A 21,411-nucleotide genomic window follows, 5' to 3' on the forward strand; every position below is an offset into this window, starting at 1 on the left:
ATTAATTAATTTCATTATTAATCAGAAATTTGAAATTTTAGAAAATGGCTATTTCAATTGACGATATCAAGAAGCTTCGCGCAATGACCGGTGCTGGTCTGGCTGACGTGAAGAAGGCCCTGACTGAGGCTGAGGGTGATTTCGACCGTGCTAAGGAGTTGCTCCGTGAGCGTGGTTTGGCTATCGCTGCTAAGCGTTCAGACCGTGAGACCTCAAATGGTTGTGTACTGGCTAAGGTAGAGAATGGCTTCGGTGCCATCATCGCCTTGAAGTGCGAGACCGACTTCGTGGCTAACGGTGCTGACTTCATCGCCCTGACCCAGAGCATCCTCGATGCTGCTGTGGCTAACAAGTGCAAGACACTTGACGAGGTGAAGGAACTCGACATCAATGGTCAGAAGGCTCAGGACGCTGTTACTCAGCGTTCAGGTATCACTGGTGAGAAGATGGAGCTCGACGGCTACCAGACTCTCGAGGGTGCCAACATCGAGGCTTACGATCACATGGGCAAGCACACTCTGTGCACCATGGTTCAGACCAACAAGGAGAACAGCGAGGCTGGTCACAAGCTGGCCATGCAGGTAGCTGCTATGAAGCCCGTTGCTCTGAATGCTGAGGATGTTGATCAGAAGATCCTCGACGAGGAGTATAAGACTGCTGTTGAGAAGACCAAGCTCGAGCAGGTTGAGAAGTTCGTAGAGATGAAGCTTAAGAAGGCTGGTTTGAACCCTAACCTCGTTGATAGCGAAGATCACATTGAGAGCAACATCAACAAGGGCTGGCTCACCAACGAGCAGGCTGATGAGGCTCGTAAGATTATCGCCGACGCTAAGGTAGAGGGCGAGGCTCAGCTGAAGATGCCTATGATCGAGAATATCGCTAAGGGACGTGTAAACAAGTTCCTGAAGGAGAACTGCTTGGTTGATCAGGAGTTCCAGTTCGGCGATGGCGACAAGGCAACTGTTGCTCAGTGGCTCAAGTCTCAGGACAAGGAGCTCGACATCACAGCTTTCCGTCGTTTCACTCTTGTTGCAGAATAAATTGTAACAAAATAAAAAAAAGAATCGGCATTGTTTGTGCAATGCCGATTTTTTTTATATCTTTGCAACCAAATAGATACCTAATGATAATGACATGAGAAAGGAAATCCGTATTAAGAACCAGGTAGAAGAGCTCGAGCACGTTGCGCGCTTCATTGAGGAGATTGGCGAGGAGCTGGGGCTCGACATGGAATTACAGATGAACCTGAACTTGGTCATGGAGGAAATGGTTTCTAACATCATTTTCTATGCCTATCCGAAAAAGGCAGACGCAACCATCGAGTTGATGGCAGAGAGTGACGGCAAGGAACTTACATTTGTGCTGAGTGACCAAGGTCGTGAGTTTGACCCTACTATGAAAGATGATGCCGACATGGACATTAACCCCGCAGAGCGCGACCTGGGAGGTATGGGCATTTTTATTGTGAAAAACATTATGAACGAAGTGACTTACCAACGTCTGGAAGGTAAGAACTTGTTGACTATGAAGAAAGAAATTGTAAAGTAAGAGACTATGACACAGATATTGAAAGAAGATGGCAAGACCATCATTAAGACCGGTAATCGCATTGACACGATCAATGCCCCTCAGTTTGAGCAAGACATCGAGCCTGTTATTCAGGAGCAGGGTGTAAATCTGATAATGGATTGTGATGAGTTGACATATATGGCCAGTTCAGGTCTGCGTATCATCCAGAAGACCATGCGCTCCGTCATGATGAAACATGGCACGTTTAAGATGGTCAATGTAAGTCCTGAGATATACAAGGTGCTGAACATGACAGGCTTCACCAAGTTCATGGCTGTAGAACAGAAATAATAGTTTTCTAATCGATTACGATTATGGCAGACGACATCAACCAACTCCGAGAACAACTTCACCAACTGACCGAGGACTATAAGACCTTGGAGCATAACTTCGACATCATGTCGGAGGGCTATCAGGAATCCCTCATGCTTTACGACAAGCTGGAGGATACCTATCATGAGTTGGAAGAGACCAACAAACAGTTGGAGGTGGCCCGTCAGCGTGCCGAGGAGGCATCGCGTATGAAGACGAACTTCATACAGCAGATCTCCCACGAGATTCGTACACCCTTGAATATCCTCAACGGGTTCACGCAGATTCTCACCACGCCGGGTATGGAACTCGATCTGAACACCCAGCAGGAAGTGACCAAGGGTATTGACGAGAATACCAACCGCATCACTTCGCTGGTGAACAAGATGTTGGAGTTGGCCGATGCCAGTTGCAGAACTGAACTAGACCGAACAGATCACGTCTTGGCCGTACAGATTGCGGCACAAGCATCTGACGAAAGTCGCATTACCGTTGCCTCACATCTCACCTTCGACCTTGTAATGGACGAAGGAACCGATACGTTGATGCTGCAGACTAATCTGCAGCAAGCTACACGTGCGCTCTCCCTGCTGCTCGACAACGCCCGTAAGTTTACCCAGCCTGCAGAGGCTGCTGTGAATGCTGGTGCTGAGGTGAAGCAGGGCAGGGTAGTGTTACGCCTTGCCCAGCAGGAGCAGATGTTGCGTTTCATTGTCGAAGATAACGGAATCGGCGTGCCCGAAAGCGAGGCCGAGCATATCTTCGATGAGTTTGTCCAACTTGACGATTATTACGATGGTACAGGTATTGGTCTCACTGTGGCCCGTAGCATTGCGCGCCGTTTGGGTGGCGACGTGGTAATCGATACCACCTATACGGATGGCGCCCGCTTCATCTTCAGTCTGCCCATCGCTTAAAAGAAATATCTTATAAAAACGAAAAGAGACGACCTTCGGGCCGTCTCTTTTTGTTTAGTATAGCAGCATCTGCAGATCGTCTACGGTGAGCACCACTGACACGATGTCGCTCGACTTCTTGCCTACGAATGTATACATCAGTTCGTACCCCATGTTGGGAATACACTGCCATGCCTCCTTCTGTTCCATGGGCATGTCGCCCACCATCTTCTTCACCCGTTCCTTCAGCGCTTCCTTGTTCTGAATGTCAAAGGCATCCTCGTTCACGGAGAAGTTCAGCAGTACCTTATTGTCGCGGAATCCCATGCCCAGTGCCGTCATCACGTCCGTACTATAGTCGTCCATGTGCTCGTTGTATGCCTTCAGCAGATCTGTTACCTCCTCGCTCTCAGGCTCGCTATAGGTGTTACTGAACGTCTCGGTCATGTCCTCCTTCTCGTCGGCCACACTCGGCTCCTGCTTACTGCCGCCGCAGCTGCTCAACAGCAGCATCATGGCAGCGCAGGCCAAAAAGTTTCTTTTCATCATCCTTTGTTTTTTGTTATTGTGGTGCAAAGATACAAATTTTTTCATTATCTTTGCATGTTGTAAGGAATAAAATAAAAAAAGAGCTATGAAGATATTTGCTGTAGGAATGAACTACGCTCTGCACAATAAAGAGTTGGATGGTGCGTTATATAAACCAGAGGCTCCTGTGATTTTCACCAAGGCCGATTCGGCGTTGCTCAAGGACGGCAAACCGTTCTTTATCCCCGATTGGAGCGAGCGCGTGGATTATGAGGCAGAAATTGTGGTGCGCATCTGCCGACTGGGAAAGGGCATTCCCGCCCGCTTTGCCCATCGCTACTACGATGCCGTTACCGTGGGTATCGACTTCACCGCACGCGACTGGCAGGAACAGGCTCGCGCTAAGGGACTGCCCTGGGATGTCTGCAAAGGCTTCGACGGTTCTGCTGTCATTGGTCAGTGGGTCGAGAAAGAGAAGTTCCGCGATGTGCAGGCCCTGCAGTTCCACCTCGATATCAACGGCACCACGGTGCAGCAGGGATGCACCAGTGATATGCTCTATAAGATTGACGAGCTCATTGCCTATATCTCAACCTACTTCACCCTGAAGACTGGCGACCTGCTCTATACTGGTACGCCCGTTGGTGTGGGCCCCGTTCATATCGACGACCATTTGGAAGGGTGGGTGGAAGACCGTAAGGTACTTGACTTTTGTTGTAAATGAACAATGTACAATGAACAATGTACAATGAGCGTTGAGAAATGAAGAAAAAGGAAGATAATATTATTGGTGACAAATCCGTAAAATTTGCTTTGCGAATTGTGAAATGTTATCAATATCTGCAAGAGGATAAGAAGGAATACATCATGTCTAAACAATTATTGAGAAGTGGAACAAGTATTGGCGCAAATATCCGAGAGGGAATGTTTGCTCAGAGTCATCCAGATTTTATAAGTAAAATGGGGATAGCTCTTAAAGAAGCAGAAGAAACGGATTACTGGTTATATTTGCTTTCGGAATCAGAATTTCTTGATGAAAAGATATATAAATCCTTCAATAAGGATATAAAGGAATTAATTAAATTATTAGTAAGTATAATTAAAACTGCTAGAAAGGCTCAGAATGGTTAGATGTTAGAATTAAGACGTTTACATATTGTCTCGTTGTTGTTCATTGTACATTGTACATTGTTCATTAATTCTATTTCTGCACAGAATTTCTTTAATCTCACCGCTGATGAGGTGAAGATAGATTCCGTATTGCCTGCCTTCAACCTTCAGCAGCCGTTAGGTCCCAACTATGCCGACTCCGTTTATCAGGTCAGCATCCTCTATCCAGAGTTTATGCCCATGAGCGAGGCCGATGTGGCCCGCTATCAGGCACTCACCTCTGAGCGCCCTGCAGCTTTGCCAAAGATCACCCAGCACATCAGTGTGGTTCGTAGGCAAGGCTTTTTGAACCTTTCCTTTGTGCCCATCGCCTTTCGCGATGGCAAATACCAGAAACTTGTTAGCTTTAAGCTCGACGTCAAGGCCACACCTGTGACTGCAGGTCGAAGAGTTGCCGCCGCTGCTCCACAGCAGAGATATGCATCCCAGTCTGTCCTTGCCTCAGGTCGCTGGGTGAAGATACGCATCCCTGAGACAGGCGTCTATCACCTCTCCGATGCCCTTGTCCGCCAGGCCGGCTTCTCTACTCCTGCGCACGTGCGTATATATGGATATGGTGGCGCCATGCAACCCGAGGTGCTCACTGCCGACTATCTCATGCAGACCGACGATCTGCAGGAGGTGCCCACCTGCACCGTCAATGGCCGTCGTCTGTTCTATGGCGTGGGACCTGTCAACTGGGAGTCGTCGAACACCGTGGCACGCACCCGTAATCCTTATAGCGACTATGGCTATTACTTTCTCACCGAGGCCGAAGGTTCACCCCTGACCGTGGATAGTGCTGCGTTCGTTGCCTCGTGCTATCCCATGGCCAACGACTACCACGAACTCTATGAAGTGGACAACTACGCCTGGTATCACGGCGGCCGCAATCTCTACGATAGTGAGAAGCTCGTTATAGGCACCCCACGCAACATCCCCATGTCCGCCGTGGCAGATTCTGTGGTGTGGGTCGATCTGAACCTGTCGTTCGATAAGACCTTCGATGCCACCCTGCTGCTCAACGGCACCGTGCTCGGCACGCTGAAGCCCTCCACCTCAGTGGTCACCTCTGGCGGACTGCCACGCGATGGACTCGCCCTGGCCGCACAACAGACGTGGTCCTTTAAGTTGCCAGTCGCCGCCATCAACCACGATGGCAAGAATATTTTCAGTCTGCTGATGACCTCTGGTTCTGAGGTGCGCCTCGACTGGCTCTCGCTGCGCTATCAGCATCCCAAGGCCCTCGACCTCACCTCGAATAAACTGCCAGTGCCCGAGGTGGTCTATGGCATCACCAATCAGAACCACCATGCCGACCCTGCTGCCGACATGGTCATCATCATCCCTGCCAGTCAGAAGTTCCTCTCCCAGGCCTTACGCCTGAAGGCCCTCCACGAAACCTACGATAGTCTTCGAGTAAGCATCGTGCCTGCCGACGAGCTCTATAATGAGTTCTCCAGCGGCACTCCCGATGCCAATGCCTATCGCCGTTATATGAAGATGCTCTACGATCGTGCCGAGACTGCTGCCGACCAGCCTCGCTATCTGCTTCTCTTTGGCGATGGCGCATGGGACAACCGCATGCTCACCAGCGATTGGCGCAATGAGTCGGCCGACGACTACCTGCTCTGCTACGAGAGTGATAACTCCTTCAGTCAGTTCTACTGCTACGTCACCGACGATTACTTTGGTCTGCTCGACGATGACGAGGGTGCCGACGTCTCTCGTGCTGGCATCGATGTCGCAGTGGGACGCCTGTCGGCTCGCACCCTGGCACAAGCCACCGCCATGGTCGATAAGATCATTGACTATCGCACCAACAACCATGCCGCCGCCTGGCAGAACACCATCTGCATCCTGGGCGACGACGGCGACAGCAACCGTCATATGCAGGATGCCGAGTCAGTGGCCAATGTTGTGGCCACCCGCTATCCCTCTTACGACCTGAAGAAGATCTATTGGGATGCCTACACTCGCGAGTCAACCTCCACGGGCAATCGCTATCCTGAGGTTGAAAAACTCGTTCGCCAGCAGATGCAGCGTGGTGCCCTGGTGATGAACTACTCAGGTCATGGCTCCGTCTATATCATGTCTCACGAGCAGGCCGTCAAGAAGGAATTCTTCTCAGAGCACATGTCGCTCAACCTGCCCCTGTGGGTCACAGCATCGTGCGATATCATGCCCTTCGACGGTCAGGAAGAGAACTTTGGCGAGTTGGCCATGTACAACGACTATGGTGGCGCCGTGGCTTTCTTTGGCACCACTCGCACCGTCTATGCCAACTACAACTGCATGCTGAACAAGACCTTCATGAACCATGTGCTCAGCACCGATGCCAATGGTCGCCGCATGACCATGGGCGAAGCCGTGATGAAGGCCAAGAATACCTATGTGTCGAGCTATACCGAGATGGAGCGCATCAACAAGATGCACTATACCCTGCTGGGCGATCCAGCTCTGGCGCTGGCAGCGCCCACGCTGAAGGCCGTTATCGACAGCATCAATGGTGCGCCCGCCACAGGCATGCAGCAGTTGAAGGCTGGCTCCGTTGTCACCGTCAAGGGGCATATCGACGGTCATCCCCAGTTCAAAGGACTGGCCACCCTGACCGTTCGCGACCAGGAAGAGACCGTCACCTGTCGTCGCAACGACCCCTCGCTCGATGTGGCCTTCACCTTCAAGGAACGTCCCAACACCATCTATACTGGTCGCGACAGCGTGCAGAACGGCACCTTCACCTTCCAGTTCTCCGTGCCTCAGGACATCAGCTATTCCGACCAGGCTGGCCTTATGCTCATCTATGCCGTTAGCAACGACAAAACCCTCGAGGCCCATGGCATCAACAGTGCCTTCCACCTCTCAGGTTCCGAAGGCTCGGCCAACGACGGCATTGGTCCTTCCGTCTATTGCTATCTGAACAGCGAGCACTTTATGAACGGCGGCACTGTCAACGCCACGCCCTATTTCTATGCCGAGTTGTCCGACAAGGACGGCATCAACGTGGCAGGCAGTGGCATTGGTCACGACCTAGAGCTTGTCATCGATGGCGACATGAACATGACTTACAATCTGAACGATGCGTTCCAGTACGACTTCGGCGATTATCGCACGGGTCGTGTGGGCTATTCGCTGCCCACGCTCGCCGATGGTCCCCATAAGTTGCTGTTCCGTGCGTGGGATGTGCTCAACAATGCCACCACCGCCGAACTGCAGTTCACCGTCGAGGCCCAGCAGGAGCCCTTGCTGCGCAGTGTTGTCTGCACCAAGAATCCAGCCACCACCTATACCCAGTTCCTCATCACCCACGACCGCACTGGCAGCCAGATGGACGTAGAACTCGAGGTGTTCGATGCCTCAGGCCGCAAACTGTGGGGTAGGGTGGAGACAGGTATCCCCACCGATCAGACCTACACTATCGCCTGGGACCTCACCTCCAGCAGTGGCAGCCGACTGCGCACGGGCGTCTATCTCTATCGTGTGCTTATCAGCAGCAACGGCAGTCGCCAGGTGTCCGAGGCCAAAAAGTTGATTGTGCTGGGCAATAATTAATCCATCCTTGCGTTTATATAATCGATGAAAAGACTATCATATATCCTAAGTATGGCTTTTGGCCTGTGGCTCGGAGCTGTACAAGGCGCTAGCGCCGACGACTACAAGACGAACACGTTCAACCCCGTTGAGCATGCCGTGATATCACAGACCATTGCCCCCGATGCCCGTTCGGCTGGTATGGGCGATGTGGGTGCTGCCACCGACCCTGATGTCAACTCGCAGCACTGGAACCTGGCCAAGTATCCATTCTGCATCAGTCGTGCAGGTGTGTCTCTGAACTACACCCCCTGGCTGCGCCAGTTGGTCAACGATATCGACCTGGCCTATGTTACAGGCTATTATCGCATTGGCGACTATGGTGCCCTGTCAGGTTCATTGCGCTATTTCTCGCTGGGTACGGTCTATACCGATGGCATCGGCGAGGACGAGTCGACCACGGTGAAGCCCTACGAGATGGCTCTCGACGTGGCCTACTCGCGCATGCTGAGTGAGCACTTCTCGCTGGGCGTTGGCCTGCGCTGGATCTATAGTGACCTGCGTTATGACTATAGCGAGGACTCGAAGCCCGCCAATACCTTCTCTGCCGACATCGCCATGTACTATAACAACTATGTGATGCTGGGCAACCGCGAGTGTCAGTTGGGCCTGGGTGCCACGGTGACCAACATTGGTAGTAAGATTTCCTATTATGGCGACGAGGAAAGCCAGTTCATCCCCACCAACCTGCGTGTTGGTACCTCGCTGATGATTCCCGTCGACGAATACAACCGCTTCAGTATTGCGGCCGATGCCAACAAACTGCTGGTGCCCACCGTGCCTGTGCAGGGTGTCGACGAGAGCAACTCCGACTATCAGGACCGTGTGCGTCGTCAGTATTCCGACATGTCGAGCATCAAGGGTATGTTCGAGAGCTTCAGCGATGCCCCTGGCGGATTCAAGGAAGAGCTCGAGGAGATTCAGTGGAGCGTGGGTGCCGAATATACCTACCACGACCAGTTTGCCCTGCGTGCCGGTTATCACCACGAGAGTGAGTCGAAGGGCAACCGTAAGTACTTCACCGTGGGTGGCGGCTTCCGTATGAACGTCTTCTCGCTCGATGTGGGCTACGTCATCTCTACTGCCCAGAGCAACCCCCTCGACCAGACCCTTCGTTTCACCCTGGCCTTCGATATGGATGGCCTTAAAGACTTGTTCAAATGATCAGAGTAGGCATGGGATATGATGTCCACCAGTTGGTGGAGGGCTGCGACCTGTGGATGGGCGGCATCAAGTTGGAACACACCATGGGCCTCTTGGGTCATAGCGATGCCGACGTGTTGATTCACGCCATCTGCGATGCCATTCTTGGCGCTGCCAACATGCGCGACATTGGCTATCACTTCCCTGACACCTCGGCCGAGACCGATGGTATGGACAGCAAGATCATCCTCAAGAAGACCATCGAACTCATCGCCACCAAGGGTTATCACCTGGTGAACATCGATGCCACCATCTGTGCCGAGAAGCCCAAGATGAATCCCCATATCCCTGCCATGCAGCAATGCATGGCACAGGTGATAGGCTGCGATCCCGATCAGGTGTCCATCAAAGCCACCACCACCGAGAAGCTGGGCTTCACAGGCCGACAAGAGGGCATTTCGGCCTATGCCGTGGCCCTCATCGAAAAATAGAAAAAAGTGCGTTGCACCTTATTATATATAAGAGTGTCTTGTTTTAAATAAGGTTGACACCATAATGTTGAACTTTTGGTGTCAACCTTATTTAAAACAAGACAAACAAAATCAAGACCAAACAATATGACTAAGAACCAACCAAAACTTATCTTGAAGGGACACGATGAGATCTACCTCATCGATCTTGACCAGGTGCTCTATTTCTTGGCCGACGACCATTATGCCCATGTTTATTATGCCAACGGTTACCATTGCATGGTGCCCTATGGTCTTTCAAAGATTGAGAATTGCTTACAAGAAATGGAGGCCGACACCTCGTTCCTGATGCGCCTTAGCCGCAAATACATTATCAATACCAACCATCTGCAGCGTGTGAGCACTGTGAAGGAGCTGATTGTTCTTCTTGACAATGCCGGTAATGCCGTGACATTACACGTATCGAAGGCAGCCTTAAGAGAAAACATGGAATTGTTCTCAAAACACTAATTCCACGAAAAAAAACATATATTTCACGAATATTGCAAACTTTTTTATTACACGTAACACTTTTTATCGTATCTTTGCCTTTGTTAGCATGTGAATGCTATACGTAATCTAATGACGACTAATACCGTATTTCTTACCAAAAAAGAGGTAGAATACACATAGAATTAATATATTTATTACTATTTATTAACTACAAATTATTTAGCTTATGAAAGCGCAATTTATTTACTCAGTCGCTGCGTTGGCAACGTTTCCAATCGTAGTGAATGCACAGGTTGACGCCGAGGATACCGGCGCTATCACTATTCAGAAGGATGCTACTTCATGGTCGAAGGAGTCAGTTGACCTTGCACCAGGTAAGTATTCATTCTTGAGTGGTATTAATGCTTTTGGCAAAGATGCTGTTCTCTCAATCACGGGTGCAGGCATCAAACAAGGAGTTAACAAGAAACTGGCTGCTACTGATAGCATCGCTGCTGACTTTGAAATCACAGCAAAGTCAAAGGTGACCATTACTGTTACGGCTGCTGCAGCTATGACTGCTAATGCTTCTGTAGCAGAATCAAAAATCCAGTTGAACTTTGATTTCACTAAGGTTGCCCAGTTGTTGAAGATTGAATACAACAAGGTAACCAATGCTTTGGCTGCTGCTAATTATGAGGAAAAGGCTCAAGATGCTCAGCTTCATAGTGCATTGTATGATCGCATCGTAGCAATTGCTGGTGCCAAATATGCATTCTATGCAGCAAACACTGAAGGTTTGCAGGCTATCTATGCTGGTGATCAGACCAATGTTGCCGATTTGCAACTCTATAAGGATATTGTAAAAGCTCTTGAGGATGTTCTTGCTGCGGAGAAGAAGTATCAGCTTGGTCTGCTTGATGGTGATGACGGCTTGAAGGGTTTGAATGCTCGTTATGATGCATTGGCAGCAAGTGTTGATGTGATTTCTTATCAGACAAAGGCTCTGAATGATGCCAAGAAAGCTGCCGAGGATGCACGCGATGCATATAATACAGATGCTACTGCTGAGAAACTGCAGGCAGCTAAGGATGCTCTGAAGGCTTATGGTGATGAGCTTACGAAGGAAGAGGGTGTTAAGAAAGACAATGAGGAGGCTCACACTTCCCTTCTGGAGACTCTGAGCGCTGTATACGGTGGCACTAATAGCTATTATAACACAACCGTTACACAGATTAATACCCTGTATACTGCACGTTATGCAGACCTGAAGAAGGCTTTGGAACCTGCTTTGCAGGATATTGTAACAGGTGAAGACTATACTTCAGTAACCAAGGCTATTCAGGATTCTTACGAGGCTAAGACCGCTAAGTCTAAGAAGTCTGAGCTTGAAATCAAGATTTATGAGTTCAAGCAGAAGCTGACACAGAAGGTATCTGACTTTAATACTGTGAAGGAACAGCTGGCAGCAGTTTACGTTACCTATGATGCAGAGAAGAAGGCTGCTGACGATTTGGTAGAGAAGGCAGAAGACTTCCTGGAAACTTATAAGCAGGCTGTTGATAAAGCAGTAAAGGATTTCTTGGACTTCATTGAGGCTAACGATGAGTTTAAAACTGTTGCAAACCTGACAGATGCAAAAATCACGGATTACCGTGAGGCTATTAAAGCTGCTAAGGAAGAATACACCAAACAGGCAGGCATCTATGCCGATTATAAGACTTTGAAGGCTGAAGTGGAAGCTCAGACCACTTCGCTGGATGGTGTTAAGGACGACATCGATAAGGACGCTAAGGATACCAAGAAGTTGAGCGAGGAGAAATTCAAGCCAACAACTCTTTGGAATACCACAATTACTGATATCGTGGACAAGATTACAGCACTTGATGGAGCTGTTGATAACAACAAGACCGATGCTACAGCTTTCAAGGCTAAGAATGAGTATAAGAATGCTTTGAAGACTATCAAGGATGCCATTAAGTCTCTGAAGGACAATGCTCTTCAGGCAACAGCACTCTTTGCAGGCTTCGATGATAAGTATAACACAGCCGATGAGCTCCAGAAGGCTTTGATGAATCCTGCCGTGGAGCCGAAGGACGACCTCACCAAGCTGAATGTTTGGACTAACCAGGTTACCATCGACGACGCTGTTAAGGCTCGTACACCTTACAAGAACTTCATTGATAATACCGAAGGTAGCATCACAAAGGTTATCGCTGCTTTGAAAGTTAAGCTGAATGTGATGGATGCTAATGGTCCTTTGAAGGGATTTGAGGGCACTATCCTGGATTATCTGAAGACTAAGGCTGTTAATGATGCAGCAAGTGCTGTTACCACTGGTACTGCTACTATGGAAGCCATCAAGGCCAACTATAAGGCTGATGAGCAGAAGTTTGCTCAGCAGATGGATATTGAGGAGTGCAACGGTATTCGTACCAATATTAATAATAAGGCCGTTGTCTTCGAAGCTGCTATTGATGTACTCGAAAAGAACATCAAGGATGGTCTGTATGGTAAAGTTAAGGGCAAGAAGTTGCAGGATGAGCTCGACGCTATCACCAAGAAGATTGATGATGCCAAGGCTGTTGCTGCTAAGGAAGATGCCACAAAGGATGATCTGACTAAGGCTTACAACTCTATTAAGGACTTGATGGATACCGACATCGCAACTGCAACAACTCATGCCGATACCTATAAGAATGAGTTCGCACAGTTCAAGGCAAACTACGAGCTCCTAAATGGTACAAAGGACGATACATCAACTGCTTCTACAGTATTTGGTTTGAAGAAGAAGGTTGCTGAGCAGAAGGAAGTTATTGGTAATTACAAGGATCTGACAGATGCTCAAAAGACTACCTTCAAGAACAATGTCGATGCTGTTGAGTATAAGACGAAGGAGGGTGATCCTCTGAAGGATGTTACATACACCATTGATAATATCCTGACCTTCATCGAGAATGCTATGCAGGCAGAGGAACTGAAGGATGCTGAGGTTGGTAAGTACCAGAATGTCATCAACGAATTGAAGGGTGCTACAATGGCTCCTGTGGCTCAGGCAAGCTACATGAACGAGTTGGAGGGCGCTCTGAAGGGTATCGACTTCGCTAAGGCTAAGGCTGATGTGCTGAAGGCCGATCCTACCGAGAGTAGCTTCTACTATCTGTTGCTTACTGGTACCACGACGAAGGGTCAGTACACCAAGGATTTCAACGACCTGAAGGCTAAGATTGAGGCTGATACCGAAATCACTCTTAACGAGAAGGGTACTTATAACGATGAGATTGCTGCCCTGAAGGCTCTGGTTGAAGGTGCTGCTGCTAAAGCAAAGGCTAACCTGGATGCATTCAATGACGCCAAGAAGCATTACAATAACGTACCAGCTGCTGGCTCTACTGATATTAAGGGTGCCGTTCAGCGTTATGACGAAGCTTGGGAGAAGTTGCTGAAGTGCCCATCTTCAAAGCTTGAAGAGCAGAAGACCGTTATCACTGGTATGAAGGCTGCTTTGGATCAACTCAGTAAGGATGCCGAAACCAACTATAACAATGGTAAGGCTTCGGCTGATGATGCACAGAAGATTGATGACCAGATTAAGGCCATCGAGAATAAGGTTGAGGAGTACACCAACGAGGCAAACTACAATGCTCAGGTTGCTGCCGATAACAAGGCCGTTTACGATCGTATCCTCGCTGCTCGCGAAGCCGTTGATGCTGTTTATGCAACGTCTGCAACTGTTATCAATACCTATAAGAACTTCCAGAGTACTGAGCTGAAGGCTGCTACCGATCAGGCTAAGGATGAGCTTGAAGCTCTGCTGGCTTGCCTCGATGGATATGCAACTGCAGTTGGAAAGATTAAGGCTGAGTCCGATGATGTTTATGGAAAGACTGTTTCTCCTGCTTTCTTCGATAAGGATGAGACCTATAAGGCTGAGTATGAAAAGATCCAGAAGGAGATTGAGGATCTGACCAAGGCTCTTACTGATAAGATTAATGAGTTCGCAGGTGCTAATGTTGCAGCTAGCGTGAAGAATTATACCGATGCAATCGATGCTTCTAAGGCTAAGGTGGCTAAGTTCTCTGTAGACGATAAGGATCTGACGACTGCTGTTCTTGACAACTTGTTCAAGAATATTGATAAGCTGTTGAAGGATATCAACGACGTGAAGGAGGATGGCACCAAGATTAATCTGCTTGACGCTGCTCTGGTTGCTGCCGCTAAGGAGAATACAGGTATCTATGCTTTGATTCCTCCTGTAGAGCAGAATCAGGCTCAGAAAGCTCTGAATGACATCATCGCTCTGAATGAACACAGCGACTTGCTGACTGAAAAGGCTGATAAGGATCTGCTTAAGAAGATTACTGATGCTGCCAACTCTGGAAAGGCAGAAGACAAGGCTGAATGTGTTAATAAGTTCTCTACCTGGAAGACTAATCTGAATGATTTGAAGAAGAAGGCTGACCAGATTGCTAAGGACAACAAGGCTATTGCCGATGCTACGACTGCAATCGATAACGCTAACAAGGCTCTCGGCACTCTGAACCAGGAGTATCAGGAGTTCGCTGCTGGTTATCAGGTGAAGGAGACCGTTGAGCAGATTGCTGCAGACCTTGCGGCATACGACGCCACAAAGGTGACGGCTACTAACGCTGCTGACTGGGAGAAAGCTGCCAAGGCTATCTCTGAAAGAATCGAGGCTGTTTATGTAGCTCTCTATGGCTTTGAGGTGCCTGTTATTGAAGGTCTCATCGATCAGGCTAAGGAAGAGTTGTTGACCTATAGTGGTGATAAGGCTGCTATGGCAGAAGCAATCAATACCCAGGAGGGTAATCTTAAGAAAGCAAAGGATGATGTTGCCGCATATCTGAAAGATCCTAAGAAGGGTAAGTCACAGAAGGATGCTCTGAAAGCTCTGCAGCTTATCGAGAGCGCTTTGAATAGCTACATCAAGGCTATGAAGGATGTCAACGGAACCAACTTGGATGCCGTTATCGTGGCTAACCTCGAAGCTGAAGTTAAGGTACAGGAGGATATCCTGAATGCAGCTCCTGCTAATTATAGCACTGCTATCCAGACCGCTCTGACGGATGAGTTTAAAGCTATCAAGGATGATATTACTACCTTGAGGACTTACATTACCACTCATAAGGATGAGATGTCTGCTTACCAGGCAAATGCTGAGGCTATGCTGAAGGATATTAAGGATGCTATCGTAGCATTGAAGGCTAAGGCTGATGACCTGAAGGCTAAGGAAGAGGCTGCTGCTGCCGAGCAGGCACAGATTGCTCTTGCCAATACTTGGAAGACTGCACAGGGTCTGCTTGATGATGCCGACGAGGATATTGCATTCATGAAGTCTCAGCTCGAGGCTTACGGCAATGGAAGCAAGTATGCTAACAAGGTATCTAAGCTCGACGAACAGTTCATCGCTGCCAATGCAATCTTGACAGCTGCCAAGGCTGAGGCCGATGGTAAGGAGAAGGTTGCCGACAAGCAGAAGGTGGCTAACAAGGCTGTGACCGATATCACTGCTGCTCTGGTAGGTCTGGCAGACAACTGTGACGATGTTGTAGCTCTGTCTAAGGCTGCTTACATTGACGCATTCATTGCCAATCTGACGGCTCAGATTATTGAGGATAGCTGGTCTAATAGTGAAAACTACACCACTACCGACAAGAAGACGCTCACAAATATGAGAAATGCTCTGATTCAGTCTGTTGCTAACCTGAAGGGTGATGCCGAGGGCAAGGAAAAGGCAGGAGACCAGAAGGGTGGTAACCTGGTTGTTAAGGGCGTTATCACCACTCTGAACGAGGGTGCTACCCAGTTCGGTAAGGATCTGAATGCTCTGGTACAGGCTGTGAAGGATATGTCACTGGCAGAGGACGTGAAGGGTCATATCACTGGTGGTGATGAGATTGGTGCCGACGATGTTCAGGCTCTGATTAACATCATTATCAATGGCCAGGAAGGCGAGCAGAATCTTGAGGTTTGCGATATCAACGGTGACGGCCGCATCACAGTGACCGATATCATCTGGCTGCAGTTCTTCGACATCTTCCACGAGTGGCCTAACATGGCTGCTACTGCACGTGGCGGTTACGAGATGAGCGACGCCGTGAAGATGGAGGTTGTTTCTACTCGTGGCAACATCACTCGCTTGGCTATCAACCTGAGCAACAACGACAGCTATCGCGCATTCCAGATTGGCATGCAGCTGCCTGCAGGCGCTAAGGTGGTAGGACAGAGCCTGGGTGACCGCGTAGAGAACGCTTACCTGATGCACTCACAGGCTACAGAGGGTAACGTACGCTTCATGACCATTGCATTCAACAGCGAATTCGCTGGCAATGAGGGTGCCGTACTCTATGTAGACGTTGAGAACCTGAATGGCGATGTAGCCCTGACTGAGGCTTACTTCACCAACGTTGAACTGAATGAGGCCGACCTGCTGAGCAGTGGTCAGACAACCAGCATCCGCGAGAGCATCACCAACGCTCTGGAGAGTGCAGGTCAGAAGATCTACAACATGGGTGGCCGCGTGATGAATGGCCTGAAGAAGGGCATCAACATCATTCGTCGCAACGATGGTTCTAACGAAAAGGTTATCGTGAAGTAGCGTGTAATCTCTCATAAAACAAGTGTGGGGTGGCAGTGGCCATCCGGCCATTGCCCTCACACTCCTTAAACTTTTAAGTCTAACTCTAAAATCTTTAAGATATGACTCTTAACAACATATTCCATAAGGTGCGTATCAGCAAGCTGGCACTGCTCCTGGTGTGCTTCATAGCCCAATCGGCTATTGCGCTTGCCGACAACAAACTGTATGTTGCCGACGTGACGATTGCACCTGATAATAATGGCCCTGTAGAGGTGTCTGTATGCCTGGATAACGATGTATCGGGCGTTACATCTCTGTCAATGAACATTGAACTTCCTGCCGGATTGAAGTTCGTTACTTCGAATTACATGGGCAAGAATATTATTTCTGCCACGGCAACAAGTCGTGCCAACGGTGCTTCTATCATTGGTGATCCTACTACAGGTAAGACTTCTGTGGTGTGCTTGAATGGTATTAACGCTGGTACAGGTGCCATCTTTACATTCAAAGTGATGCCCAATGCCAACCTTGGCTCTCTGGGAACCATCAAACTGACGAATGCTGAGATGAGAGCCGGTTCTGATGTCTACAGCGCTGCCAACAACAACCTGATTGTTGAGAACGGTAAGGTGGTGAAGCCCAGCACCATGTCGGTTGCTTTCAGCGAGACTGAATTTGCTATGGATCCTGCTGAAACCCACAGTGTAACTGTTAGTCTGAACAAGAACGTGCTGACTACTGTCAACGGTTTCCAGGCCGACGTAACGCTGCCCACTGGATGGACTGCTACCATCACTAACGGTATTCTTGTTAATAGTGGTACAGGTACTCGTATTCTGAGCACCACTGCTATCACTGACCAGGAAGGCGCTCTGTTCACCATCAACCTGAAGGCTCCTGCTGAGTTTGGCGATGGTCCTGCAACGGTGAAACTGGAGAATATCTATGTAACTGTTGGTCTTGTTGAGGAGGTTCTTAATCCTATCGAACTGACCATCAATCCTAATGATTTGACGGCTGATGTTGAAGCTGCTAATGCTAAGTTGGCTGACCTGAAGACTGCTGCTGCTGCTCTGGCTATTTCGGCTGAGGCTAAGGCTTATGAGGCTGAAAACGTGAAGACTGCTGTGGCTGCTGCTGAAGCTGCTATCGCTGCTGTTGCTCCTGCTATCGCTGCTGTTGAGGCTAAGATTGCTGAGGGTAAGCTCTCTACTGAGAATAAGGAAGCTCTGGCTGATTTGATTGCTGCTGCAGAGAAGGCTGTCGCTGATGCTCAGACTGCTATCGCTGCTGCTGAGAAGGCTTATGCCGATCAGAAGGCTCTTGACGATGCTGCTGAGGCTGGTGCCGTTGAAGCTGCTAATGCCAAGTTGGCTGACCTGAAGACTGCTGCTGCTGCTCTGGCTGTTTCGGCTGAGGCTAAGGCTTACGACGCTGAGAACGTGAAGACTGCTGTGGCTGCTGCTGAAGCTGCTATCGCTGCTGTTGCTCCTGCTATCGAAGCTGTTGAGGCTAAGATTGCTGAGGGTAAGCTCTCTACTGAGAATAAGGAAGCTTTGGCTGCTTTGATTGCTGCTGCTGAGAAGGCTATCGCTGATGCTCAGACTGCTATCGCTGCAGCTGAGAAGGCTTATGCCGATCAGAAGGCTCTTGACGATGCTGCTGAGGCTGGTGCCAAGGCTTCTGCAGAAGCTTCTGTAACTGCTCTGAAGGTGGCCATGGAGGAAGTGGTTATCCTAGAGGGTGCTAAGAACTACGACGCTGAGAACGTGAAGAAGGCTGTGGCTGATGCTGAAGCTGCTATCGCTGCTGCTAACGCTGCTATCAAGGCTATCGAGGATCTGATTGCCGAGGGTAAGCTGGCTACCGAAAATAAGGTGGCTGTGGCTCAGGCTATCCTGGCTGCTCAGCAGGCTGTTGACGCTGCCGCTGATGCTGCTGAGATTGCTAACGAGACTTACCTGCAGCAGAGAACCGACGAGGAGGCTGCTGCTGACGCTGCTAAGGCTAAGTTGGCTGAGCTGAAGGCTGCTGCTGCCGCTCTGGTTATCACAGAGGAGGCTAAGGCTTACGAGGCTGAGAATGTGCAGAAGGCTGTGGCTGATGCTGAGGCATTCATCGAGGTTGCCAACGCTGCTGTGGCTGCTGTTGAAGCTAAGATTGCTGAGGGTCACCTGGCTGACTCTAACAAGGAGGCTCTGGCTGCTGCAATCGCTGCTGCTGAGGAGGCTATCGCCGACGCACAGACTGCTATCCAACTGGCCGAGGAGGCTTATGTAATGCAGAAGGCTAAGGACGAGGCTGCTGCTCTGGCTGCTGCTAAGGAGGCTCTGCAGAATGCTCTTACCGCTGCTAAGGCTGCTAATGTTGAGGGTATGACTGAGGAGAGCGTGAAGGCTCTGAACGACGCTATCGCTGCTGCCGAGGCTGCTCTGGCTTCTGAGGAAGCTACTGTTGAGACACTGAATGCTGCTAAGGCTGCCCTCGAGGCTGCTGTGAAGGGCTTGGTTCTGGCTCCTGTATTCGCCGATGGCACTTACTACATCTATAATCCTGCTTCTGGCAAGTACTTGGGTGCTGGCTCTAGCTGGAGTACTCACGCTGTGATTAATGAGGCTGGTTTGGACTATATTCTGACTTACACCGCTGCCGATGGTAAGTATACAATCGACTCACAGGTTTCTAATGGTGGCAACAGTCACTTCTTGAATGGTGAGTGGAACGACGGTGGTGCCATGGGTTGGATCTTCGCTAAGACTGCCGACGGCGAGTTGACTATCAGTAATGGTAGTGCATTCCTGACCGTTCAGGAGAATGGTGAGGTACTGTTGAAGGAGGACGCTACTGTTGAGGCTGCCCACTGGGTACTGAAGACCAAGGCTGAGCGTGTGGCCGAGCTGGCTGCTGCTACAAAGGCTGCTCCTATTGATGCTACGTTCTTGGTAACTGCTGCAAACTTCAGTCGTAACGACTTGCGTAATTCTGCTTGGCAGGTGAGCGAGGATTGTACGAACAAGAACCTCTGTGGTGGTTCTGATCTTAACAGATGTGCAGAGTCTTGGCACTCTACATTCACAATTGGTCAGACTATCGAGAATGTACCTAACGGTATCTATCAGATGACTGCTCAGGGCTTCTGGCGTCAGGATGGTGATAACGAGGCAGTGCCTGTATTCTTCATCAACGACCAGACTGCTCAATTCCCCTTGAAGGAGGGTTCTGAGAACAGCATGACTGATGCTTCTAACGCATTCAGCGAGGGTAAGTACAACATCGAGCCAATTCAGGTAACTGTAGAAGACGGCGTTATCACACTGGGTGTGAAGAACGAGACCAACACCACTATCTGGTGTATCTGGGATAACTTCCGCCTGTCATACCTTGGCGAGGCTGATGGTCCTGATGATGAAATCGTTAAGGCTCCTGAGGGCTGGACTAACCTGGTGGCTAATGGTAACCTGGCTGGTGATCTGAATGCTAACTACTTCTCGAAGGAAGCTCCTTCTTCAGAGATTAAGACTGCTGCTATCGTAGCTGGCGCTGGTAAGGGTAGAAGTCACGGTATCGTGGTTAAGTCTGCCGACAATCCTTCACAGGCTTGGGATACTCAGTTCTGGATCAAGTTCAATGAGACTCTGACTACTGGTTCTAAGTTGCACGTTGAGTTCGACTATGCTGCAAGTAAGGCCGCTAAGGCTACTACTCAGGCTCATGGCGCACCTGGCGACTACCAGCACTGGGCTGCTATTGGCGACGTAAACTTCACCACTGAATGGCAGCACTTCTCTAAGGATATCGACGTTACTGCCGATATGGCTACAGGTAATAATGGTAAGGGCTTGATAAGCATTGCCTTTAACCTCGCTGAGGAAAAGAGCGCTACTGAGTACTACTTCGATAACTTTGGTGCATGGGCTCAGATTGCAGAGCTGCCGAAGGAATGGAAGGACATCATGGTGAACGGTAATATGGAAGGCGAGAGCATGGAATGCTTCTACGTAACCGAGCAGGGTGTTGGTGGTCCGTTCGTGGCTATTGCAACCGACGGTATTGGTAAGAATGGTAGTAAGGCCGTGAAGGTACAGTCTGCCGACAGTCCCGCTAACAACTGGGATACTCAGTTCTTCATCCGTCTGCCTTATCAATTGCCTGCTGGCACTCAGTATAAGGTATCGTTCGACTACAAGGCCGACAAGGCTGGTGACTTCGAGACTCAGTCACACGCTAATCCTGGCCAGTACATCCACTGGGCATGCTGCGGCGGCGGTAGCTTCACTACCGACTGGCAGACCTTCACCGCTGAGGGCGCTATTCCTTCAGAGTGTGACGGCACTCAGGCTGAGGGCGGATTCCTGAAGATCTTCCAGTCAATCGCATTCAACCTGGCTTTGAACAAGGCTGCTACTCAGTTCATCTTCGACAACGTGAAGTTTGAGATTCCTAAGGACGTGGCTGATACGCTGACTCCAAATCCTGACGAGAACGCGAAGCCTTATCCTAATGGCATCCAGAACGTGAAGAATGAAATGAATGTTGAGGGTATCTATAACCTCAATGGTCAGAAGATGATGAAGACTCAGAAGGGTCTGTACATCATGAATGGAAAGAAAGTCGTTATTAAGTAGTAATAAGTTACCTTAACGCGATGCGCCCCCTGTTGTCTTTGTGACAACGGGGGGCT

The 21,411-nt window shown here is 49.5% G+C and carries 13 protein-coding genes; 12 read left to right on the forward strand and 1 reads right to left on the reverse strand.

Annotated features, from left to right (window positions below; translation table 11 throughout):
- Positions 1 to 44: 44 nt before the first annotated feature.
- From tsf to M1D30_RS02070, 4 genes are all read left to right on the forward strand, one after another.
- Entirely contained in the window at positions 45 to 1,040 is a 996-nt protein-coding gene (gene tsf / locus M1D30_RS02055) for a translation elongation factor Ts (RefSeq protein WP_248505743.1), read from the forward strand.
- A gap of 94 nt (positions 1,041 to 1,134) precedes the next feature.
- Complete coding sequence (locus M1D30_RS02060) at positions 1,135 to 1,548, forward strand: ATP-binding protein (RefSeq protein ID WP_248505745.1); 414 nt, start codon at positions 1,135 to 1,137, stop codon at positions 1,546 to 1,548.
- Positions 1,549 to 1,554: 6 nt separating this feature from the next.
- Positions 1,555 to 1,860: an STAS domain-containing protein gene (locus M1D30_RS02065; RefSeq protein WP_248505747.1), complete on the forward strand. Its 306-nt coding sequence runs from the start codon at positions 1,555 to 1,557 to the stop codon at positions 1,858 to 1,860.
- A gap of 23 nt (positions 1,861 to 1,883) precedes the next feature.
- Positions 1,884 to 2,798: a sensor histidine kinase KdpD gene (locus tag M1D30_RS02070; protein WP_248505749.1), complete on the forward strand. Its 915-nt coding sequence runs from the start codon at positions 1,884 to 1,886 to the stop codon at positions 2,796 to 2,798.
- Between the two features lie 54 nt (positions 2,799 to 2,852).
- Here the strand turns inward: M1D30_RS02070 and M1D30_RS02075 are convergent, their stop codons facing one another.
- On the reverse strand, positions 2,853 to 3,326 hold the full coding sequence (locus M1D30_RS02075) for a hypothetical protein (RefSeq protein ID WP_248505751.1): 474 nt from the start codon (positions 3,324 to 3,326) through the stop codon (positions 2,853 to 2,855).
- 85 nt (positions 3,327 to 3,411) lie between these two features.
- On the opposite strand from M1D30_RS02075, the gene M1D30_RS02080 reads away from it, so the two are divergent.
- From M1D30_RS02080 to M1D30_RS02115, 8 genes are all read left to right on the forward strand, one after another.
- Positions 3,412 to 4,029 carry a fumarylacetoacetate hydrolase family protein gene (locus M1D30_RS02080; protein WP_248505753.1) on the forward strand — a complete coding sequence of 206 codons (618 nt, stop codon included), beginning with the start codon at positions 3,412 to 3,414 and terminating at the stop codon, positions 4,027 to 4,029.
- A 38-nt stretch (positions 4,030 to 4,067) separates the two neighbouring features.
- The gene (locus M1D30_RS02085; RefSeq protein WP_248505755.1) at positions 4,068 to 4,436 is read left to right on the forward strand and encodes a four helix bundle protein; all 369 of its coding nucleotides are present in this window, start codon (positions 4,068 to 4,070) and stop codon (positions 4,434 to 4,436) included.
- Entirely contained in the window at positions 4,437 to 8,006 is a 3,570-nt protein-coding gene (gene porU / locus M1D30_RS02090; protein ID WP_248505757.1) for a type IX secretion system sortase PorU, read from the forward strand.
- 51 nt (positions 8,007 to 8,057) lie between these two features.
- A complete protein-coding gene (porV, locus tag M1D30_RS02095) occupies positions 8,058 to 9,209 on the forward strand; it encodes a type IX secretion system outer membrane channel protein PorV (protein WP_371874182.1) in 1,152 nt (383 codons plus the stop codon).
- Positions 9,206 to 9,679, forward strand: coding sequence for a 2-C-methyl-D-erythritol 2,4-cyclodiphosphate synthase (gene ispF, locus M1D30_RS02100; protein WP_248505762.1), 474 nt, complete (start codon positions 9,206 to 9,208; stop codon positions 9,677 to 9,679). The genes porV and ispF overlap by 4 nt, the downstream gene beginning before the upstream one ends.
- 126 nt (positions 9,680 to 9,805) lie before the next feature.
- A complete protein-coding gene (locus M1D30_RS02105; RefSeq protein ID WP_248505764.1) occupies positions 9,806 to 10,168 on the forward strand; it encodes a LytTR family transcriptional regulator DNA-binding domain-containing protein in 363 nt (120 codons plus the stop codon).
- A gap of 208 nt (positions 10,169 to 10,376) precedes the next feature.
- Positions 10,377 to 16,748: a hypothetical protein gene (locus M1D30_RS02110; RefSeq protein WP_248505767.1), complete on the forward strand. Its 6,372-nt coding sequence runs from the start codon at positions 10,377 to 10,379 to the stop codon at positions 16,746 to 16,748.
- 101 nt (positions 16,749 to 16,849) lie between these two features.
- Positions 16,850 to 21,355: a hypothetical protein gene (locus tag M1D30_RS02115; protein ID WP_248505769.1), complete on the forward strand. Its 4,506-nt coding sequence runs from the start codon at positions 16,850 to 16,852 to the stop codon at positions 21,353 to 21,355.
- The last annotated feature ends 56 nt before the right edge of the window (positions 21,356 to 21,411 follow it).

It is taken from the genome of Prevotella sp. E15-22, assembly GCF_023204875.1.
GTDB lineage: Bacteria > Bacteroidota > Bacteroidia > Bacteroidales > Bacteroidaceae > Prevotella.